At 62.8% G+C, this 6,841-nt stretch carries 7 protein-coding genes; all 7 read left to right on the forward strand.

Annotation, left to right across the window (positions count from 1 at the left end; all coding sequences use genetic code 11):
- Positions 1 to 493 precede the first annotated feature (493 nt).
- The 7 genes from BGE01nite_RS28375 to BGE01nite_RS28405 all read left to right on the forward strand — a co-directional run bounded on the left by BGE01nite_RS28375 (position 494) and on the right by BGE01nite_RS28405 (position 6,817).
- Positions 494 to 976: a hypothetical protein gene (locus BGE01nite_RS28375; RefSeq protein ID WP_146856264.1), complete on the forward strand. Its 483-nt coding sequence runs from the start codon at positions 494 to 496 to the stop codon at positions 974 to 976.
- Between the two features lie 243 nt (positions 977 to 1,219).
- Complete coding sequence (locus BGE01nite_RS28380) at positions 1,220 to 1,768, forward strand: N-acetylmuramoyl-L-alanine amidase (protein ID WP_146856266.1); 549 nt, start codon at positions 1,220 to 1,222, stop codon at positions 1,766 to 1,768.
- Positions 1,769 to 1,809: 41 nt separating this feature from the next.
- On the forward strand, positions 1,810 to 2,163 hold the full coding sequence (locus BGE01nite_RS28385) for a hypothetical protein (RefSeq protein WP_146856268.1): 354 nt from the start codon (positions 1,810 to 1,812) through the stop codon (positions 2,161 to 2,163).
- Positions 2,160 to 3,608 carry a hypothetical protein gene (locus BGE01nite_RS28390; RefSeq protein ID WP_146856270.1) on the forward strand — a complete coding sequence of 483 codons (1,449 nt, stop codon included), beginning with the start codon at positions 2,160 to 2,162 and terminating at the stop codon, positions 3,606 to 3,608. The genes BGE01nite_RS28385 and BGE01nite_RS28390 overlap by 4 nt, the downstream gene beginning before the upstream one ends.
- Positions 3,609 to 3,659: 51 nt before the next feature.
- A complete protein-coding gene (locus BGE01nite_RS28395) occupies positions 3,660 to 4,274 on the forward strand; it encodes a hypothetical protein (RefSeq protein WP_146856272.1) in 615 nt (204 codons plus the stop codon).
- A 37-nt stretch (positions 4,275 to 4,311) separates the two neighbouring features.
- Positions 4,312 to 4,962 carry a hypothetical protein gene (locus BGE01nite_RS28400; RefSeq protein WP_146856274.1) on the forward strand — a complete coding sequence of 217 codons (651 nt, stop codon included), beginning with the start codon at positions 4,312 to 4,314 and terminating at the stop codon, positions 4,960 to 4,962.
- A gap of 193 nt (positions 4,963 to 5,155) precedes the next feature.
- Positions 5,156 to 6,817 carry a hypothetical protein gene (locus BGE01nite_RS28405; protein WP_170267139.1) on the forward strand — a complete coding sequence of 554 codons (1,662 nt, stop codon included), beginning with the start codon at positions 5,156 to 5,158 and terminating at the stop codon, positions 6,815 to 6,817.
- Positions 6,818 to 6,841: the final 24 nt, after the last annotated feature.

Consider the following 6,841-nt stretch of genomic DNA (forward strand, 5'->3'; position numbering starts at 1 on the left):
GTGTGGAAGATTCATCGCAGGTGATGTTTCCACGTCACGCGTCTTCAAGCCGAAGACCCGACGATTGGCGCGAAGGCCCGTGATGCGGCGATTCCACCTCTCGGGTGCGCTCGGAACCGCTGCGGATTCGGAGATTCGCGCTCCTCGGATGCCAGCATCATGTCTGACGCTGGCATTCGTGGTTAAACCAACTTTGCAACCATGAATGGCTGCTTTGGGCCGTGATTTCACGCTGTCCAAAGGGTCCGCTTGGGTCATGTGACGAGGTGGCGGCGGTGTGGTGAGATGGGCGTGTTCCGCAAGGGACACGAGAGGTCATTCATGTGTCGGGCCTGCACGTCTGCACTGCTCCGGGTGGAGCGGGCGGCGTGCAGGTTTCACAGGGCAAACACGCCCACACATGCAGAAGCCCCGGAGTGTCCGGCGCGGAGAAGGGGGAGGGCCTTTCTTCCCCATTCGTCCAGAACTCCAACACTCCATCCAGTCACTCACCATGAAACAGCATCTCCTCCAGCTCACGGGCAGATCCATCGGGCTCATTGCGATCTTCATTCTCATCATTGGTTATGCGCTTCTGCCTGCCTCATGCACGCTGACTCCGGAGCAGCAGCAGAGGCTGCAGGCCATCAGCGTGCCGGTGACCTCCCTCCTCTCCACCGCCGCGGTGCAGCGCGGGTGGATCCAGCCGGGGGACAAGATCCTGATCCAGCGCGGAGTCGCTGTGGTCACCTCGGCGGAGGATTCCGAAACCAAGCTGTATCGCCTGGCCGAGATCGGGCTCGAGCAGGCGCAGCGCCAGGGCACGGTCACTGAGGGTGACGTGATCGAGCTCAAAAACGCTAGCCAGGCCACCATCACGCATCCTGCGGACGTGCAGGAATCCGTGCCATCGCCATCACCCGCGACCCCTCTTTCCATCCAGGATGCCAGTCATCCTGATCACGCGAACCCTTCTCTGCTGAACCCCACCAAATAACCAGGCAGCAGACCGCCCCGACCGTGACGTGGAGAACGCACATGCCTGAAGACCACTACCAGGCTCGGAGATCACGGCGGGGCGGACACAACTCACACGGTTCGCAGTTCACGGTTCAGGGTTCTCTGTTCCCAGTTAACCAAGAACAACGAACCAAGAACCAAGAACCGAGAACCGAGAACCGAGAACCCTCCTTCGCCAAGCCTTCGGAGGGCGAGCCCGAGAACCGAGAACCAAACGACCATGAAACTTTGCATCGACCCAGGACACGGCATGTCTAACAAAAAGAGCGGCATCTATGACAGCGGCGCCCTCGGCACCCTCCATGAGGAGGCGGCGCTGGCGCTCGTCTGGTCTCATGAGCTGCGCAAGGCCTGCGAGGCGCGCGGCATCCCCGTGTGGATGACCCGCACAGACCGCTGTGAGGCCACACCGCTGGGCAGCCGCGTCACGCGGGCGGAGCAGGCAGGCTGCACGCACCTGATCAGCCTGCATCTCAATGATGCGGACGCCAGCAGCGCGAACGGGTTTGAGACGCTTTACCGCACCACTCACAGCCAAAGCTTCGCCGAGGCCCTGCATGAGCCTTTGAAGGTCATGGGCCTGCGTGATCGCGGTGTGAAGCTGCGCACTGACCTCGCGGTGCTCGCTTCCAAACACATGCCCTCCGCGCTGATCGAGCTCGGCTTCATCCGCAATGCCGGGGACATCAGCATCGTCACCACGGACGCCATCATCACCCAGGTGTGCGGCCTGCTCGCAGACCGGCTGGCGGCACTGGAACCGGCCTAACAAAACAGCGAACTGAGAACCGTAAACCGCGAACAAAATAGATGAAACCAGGACGTCATGACTTCCAGATCGACCGCGGTGTCGACTTCGCCGGGCTGCTGCTTGTGTGCCTGAACCAGGCGGGTGCTGAGATTGATCTCAGCGCCTTCACGCCGCAGCTCGCCGCGCGGAGATCCCTGACCAAGCCCGTGGCCTTCACGCTCAGCGCCAGCCTCGGTGGCGGCGAGGGCGAGATCATGATCGCTGAAATGAGCGACACGCAAACCGCCGCGCTGCCCCTGGGCGACTACCTTTACGACCTCGTGCTGGAGGATGACGAAGGCCGGCGCTGGGGTCCCTGCCTCACTGGAAACCTCCGCATCACCGACATCGTCACCCGCCCCACCTTATCATGAGCGCGCCATCTCTCCACACCATCAAGATCATCCAGCCATCCGGGCTGAACATCGCCACCGTCCGCGTCTCACCACCGCGTGGAGAGCCCGGTGTTCCCGGAACGAATGGCGCTGACGGTGCCGATGGCGAGCCTCGCACGTGGGAAAATTTGGAGGGCAGGCCTGCCACCTTCCCGCCCGCTTCCCACACGCACACCACCTCTGACGTCACCGGCCTAACAGCGAGTCTGGCGGGAAAGGCGGATCTCGTGGGCGGAGTCATTCCCACCGCGCAGATCCCGGCCATCGCCATCACCAGTTATCTCGGCAGCGTGGCCTCGCAGGCCGCCATGCTCGCGCTCAGCGGCCAGACGGGAGATTGGTGCAACCGCAGCGACACCAGCACCGCGTGGGTCATCACCGGCGCCACGCCTAACCAGCTTTCATCCTGGTCGCAGATCAGCTACCCCGCCTCCCCCGTCACCTCTGTGAACGGCCAGAGCGGCGTCATCGTGCTTAGCGCGGCGAATGTGGATGCCGTGCCCACAAGCCGCCAGATCCTCACCAGCGGCCTGGCCACGGGTGGGGGGAGCCTCAGCTCAAACCGGACAATCAACGTGCCGGCGGCCTCAGCAGCGGATGTCATTTATGGAAACAATGCGACCATGGCCGTCACACCGCAGGGGGCGAGGTATGCCATCCGAAATCTGTGCAGCCGTGTGACGAGCGTCTCGGGAAATGTGCATGGTTTCACTGAGCCAGGATCTTCGGGTGATCCTGCGCTGCCACCAGATGACATCCTCCTCTCCATTGACCCGATGGATTACAGCACCAGTGGAGGCGTGGTCGGATCCCGTCTCTATCTCACGGTCAATGATGTCGTGAGATACTTCTATTTTGCTCCTGAGATCGATGGGGAAAATCCGGGCGGATGGATCGACTCGAATCCACTGTCTTCCATCGAGGACGCTCTCTCGGCCTTGCAGACTGCCATTCAGGCGGAGTTTGGCTCCCTCACTTTCTATCAGCCTGACTCGCAGAGTCTCGGCATCACTTCCTTTGGCAGCGGGGCTGCATATACCTGGGTGGTGAGCATCGTCGCAGGCGTGATCAGGACCTCATCGGAAAGCTCTCAAGGCGAAAACGGCACTGAAGACACACCTCCGTCAGGAGAGGCAAGGGAAGTGTCACTGCATTCCATTCCGCACAATAGCAATGCACGCCTCTTGCGCGCCTGGGTGGATGGCACGTTTGCCGGCACGCAGGCCCGCTTTCTGCTCAAGCAGAATGAGGAGGACTACGTCCTGCTGGGGGGATGGTTCAGCGGCCCTGGCGAGCTGAATCTCATGGATGCGCCCTTTGCGTTTCTCGAGCTGCCCGGCGGCTATCAACTCATGCTCGTGCTCCTTTCCCCTGTCATGGGCGCCAGTATTGACGGGCATGTGATCATTAGCACAAATAGTTAGGCCGGTGGCCGTGTCATAAAACTCTTCCTGGACTCACCACCACCCACCCCCATGCACTCGTTTCACCTCCTCTCCCAGTCCACCCCGGAGATCACCGGCATTCTGGACACCGTGAAGGAGCCGGGCTTCTCCCAGTGGCTCGTGTATCTGCTCGTCTTCATGATCATCGCAGACAGGTTCAAAGGCTGGGTCCTGCCCGCCGCCATCAGGCGCGGAGCCAGTGGTGATGACACACCGCCATCCGCACCTCCCACACCCTCCGCCACGCGGGAGGAGCTCGAATCCCTGAAGGAAGATTTCGATACTTTCGTGCAGAGCAACCGCGCGGATCATCAGGCCGCCATCGCCGCCGGGCAGGAGCGCGTCATCAGCCTCAGCCAGGTCATGGATCGTGAAACCGGTGATCTCGAGAGCGCCATCGCCCAGCTGCGTGACACGCTCGGCGCCAAGATGGACGCCGCCTTCGCCGCCCTGCACCTGAAGATCGATCCCCTCATCAAGGCCAGCGCCGCTGCCTCCGCCCTCATCGACCAGATCGACAAACGCCTCAGCCGTCTCGAAGGCCAGCATACGCATGAGGTGCGGAAGCTCCACAGCCGCATTGATGAAGCCCTCCGCGCCAGCCTCACCGCGCCACGCGCCGCCGGTCACGAGTCTAAAAAGTAAGTTAGGCCGCCGCGCCCTCTCGCGCCCTTCATTCATCATGAAACCCCAGTCCAAATCCCAATCCAAGTCCGAGCCCAGGCCCGGCTCCAAACGCAGCCTCAAGCAAAGCCCCAAAGCCCCGCCGAAGAGCAAGCCCTCCTCACCCACCTCCGCTCCCGCAGCCGGCGCGCTCATCCCGCCGCCGCCGCTCGCCACCCAGCTCCAGGAGAGAGGCCTCATGCAGGAGACCCTGCGCCACCTCCTGGCAGACCGGCCTGCGGGCACCCCCATGCTGAAAAAATGGAAGAGCGCCGGCATCATCGCCACAGAGGCATCCCTGCGCACCTTCCTCCGCGACCACGCCTTCCTCCATGAGGCCCAGCGCGCCCAGCGCCTCCAGGGCGAGCTCCTCGCGCTCACAGGCCTCAGCCCCGCGCAGACCCTGCGCCTCATCATCGCCCAGCGCCTGCTCGAGGGCGCCAGCGAGGACCTCCCCGACCTGCGAGATCTCCTGCAAACCGCCACCCACCTCCTGCGTGAGGACCAGATGCACCGATCCCTCGATCAAAAAGACGAGGCCATCCAGCTCCAGCGCCGCCGCATCGAGACCCTCGAAGCCAAGGTCCAGGAAGCCGCCAGCCTAACCGAAAATGCCGAGCTCACCGAGCAGGACCGCATCTCCCAGATCCGCGCCATCTTTGGACGATAGCCGTTCTCGGTTCGCTGTTCAGCGTTCGCGGTTCTCTGTTCGATGTTCAGTGTCCAATGCCCATCGCCACAAACATCCGTCCCATGGGTTCTCTCAGCCCCCTATGACCCATCTCTTGGGAGCCGCGCCTAACAGCAACCGAGAACCGCGAACCGAGAACCGAGAACCGAGAACCGAGAACCGAGAAAACGCCATGCCCCGCCAGTCATCTCGCCAAAAGCAAGCCCTCGAGCAGATCGCGGAGCAGGCCGGCGCGCATCGTCAGCAGGTCAGAGGCACAGCTGAAGACCTCACTCAGCGTGTCATCCAGGCCGCCGACCGCAGCGCGAACCCGCTGCTTCGTCGTGATCTCGAAAGCCTCCGCCATCAGTGCGAGAAACACTTGTTAGGCCAGAACGCCACCGGCTGGGTGAATCCCTTCCCCGCGGACAACCCCAAAAGCCAGCTCCTCCAGTATCAGCTCGAATACTGGCACGACCCCGCCCGGTTCAAGGCCTGGCTCGCCTCACGCCAGGTCGGCAAGGACTTCAGCAGCGAGGGCGAGGCCGCCGAGGACTGCATCACCCATCCCGCCCATCGCTGGATGATCGCCGCCCCCTCAGAGCGCCAGAGCCTCGACTCCCTCGACCAGCAGAAACTCTGGGCCGAAGCCTTCGGCCTCATCGTCGATGACTACCAGGAGCATCGAGACAGCAGCCAGGCCCTGCTGAAGGCCGCCGAGATCCGTTATCATAACAAATCCACCACCGTCGCCGTCCCCGGCCGGCCGGACACCGTGCGCGGAAAGAGCGCCAGCATTCTCCTCACCGAGTTTGACTTCTTTGAGCAGCCCCAGCTCACCTGGCGCGGCCTCCTCCCCAGCATCACCAATCCATTGCGCGGAGGCGAAAAAAAGCTCCGCGTCGTCTCCACGCCCAACGGCCGCGGCCGCATGATGGACAAGATCTTTGACGAAAGTAGCGGAGGCATTCCTGCCCCCTCTCATCAAAGCAATGCCCCCCATACATCAGCAGGCCTCGCCTGGAGCCGCCACCTAACCAATATTTATCACGCCGTCCTCATGGGCCTGAGTGTGGATATCCCCCAGATCCGCGCTGCCATGGATGATGACACCGGCTGGGCCCAGGAGTTCGAGTGCCAGTTCCTCGATACCCAGCACCACCTCCTCCCTTACGAGGTCATCCAGCTCGCCGAATCCATTGATGCCACCGAATCCTGGGACCCCACCGCGCACGCCGGCAGCGCCCATCCCGTCTATCTCGGCATCGACTTTGGCCGAACCAATGATCCGACTGTCTGCTGGACCCTCCAGCGCATCGGAGACATCCTCTGGACCCGCGAGGTCTTAGTGTTGCGAGACATGAGCACCCCGGACCAGGAGCGTCTCCTCAGCCAGCGCATCGCCACCGCCACCCGCGTCGCCTTTGACTACACCGGCCCCGGCATCGGCCTCGGGGACTACCTCGTGCAGCGCCATAAAGAGTGGCACCCCGCCGCGCATAAGATGGGAAAGATCGACCTCTGCACCTTCACCGTCGATTTCAAACGCGCCCTCTTCCCCCGCCTCCGCCGTTCCTTTGAGGCCCCCACACGCCTGCGCATCCCCATCAGCCGGGACATCCGTGAAGACCTGCATCAGATGCAGCAGATCATCACCAACGGTCACTACAACTACGCCTCCCCCCGCACCCGCGAAGGCCACAGTGACCGCTGCACCGCCTTAGCCCTCGCCCTCCACGCCGCCCACGAAACCCCCGGCCTAAACTTCGCCTGGTCCCCCCTCTCCCTCGCCACTGCCACCACAATGGTCGACTCCCCCTCCACCTCCCGTGCCAAGCAGGCCGTCGGCCTCTAAAGGCCCCATGTAGCGGTCCCGCAT

Source organism: Prosthecobacter gellanilyticus, from assembly GCF_007992435.1.
Classification (GTDB): domain Bacteria; phylum Verrucomicrobiota; class Verrucomicrobiia; order Verrucomicrobiales; family Verrucomicrobiaceae; genus Prosthecobacter; species Prosthecobacter gellanilyticus.

Excerpts from the sequence above, each read along its gene's own strand:
- BGE01nite_RS28375 (WP_146856264.1), top strand. The coding sequence starts at position 494 with ATGAAACAGCATCTCCTCCAGCTCACGGGCAGATCCATCGGGCTCATT.
- BGE01nite_RS28395 (WP_146856272.1), top strand. The coding sequence starts at position 3,660 with ATGCACTCGTTTCACCTCCTCTCCCAGTCCACCCCGGAGATCACCGGC.
- BGE01nite_RS28385 (WP_146856268.1), top strand. The coding sequence starts at position 1,810 with ATGAAACCAGGACGTCATGACTTCCAGATCGACCGCGGTGTCGACTTC.
- BGE01nite_RS28390 (WP_146856270.1), top strand. The coding sequence starts at position 2,160 with ATGAGCGCGCCATCTCTCCACACCATCAAGATCATCCAGCCATCCGGG.
- BGE01nite_RS28400 (WP_146856274.1), top strand. The coding sequence starts at position 4,312 with ATGAAACCCCAGTCCAAATCCCAATCCAAGTCCGAGCCCAGGCCCGGC.
- BGE01nite_RS28405 (WP_170267139.1), top strand. The coding sequence starts at position 5,156 with ATGCCCCGCCAGTCATCTCGCCAAAAGCAAGCCCTCGAGCAGATCGCG.
- BGE01nite_RS28380 (WP_146856266.1), top strand. The coding sequence starts at position 1,220 with ATGAAACTTTGCATCGACCCAGGACACGGCATGTCTAACAAAAAGAGC.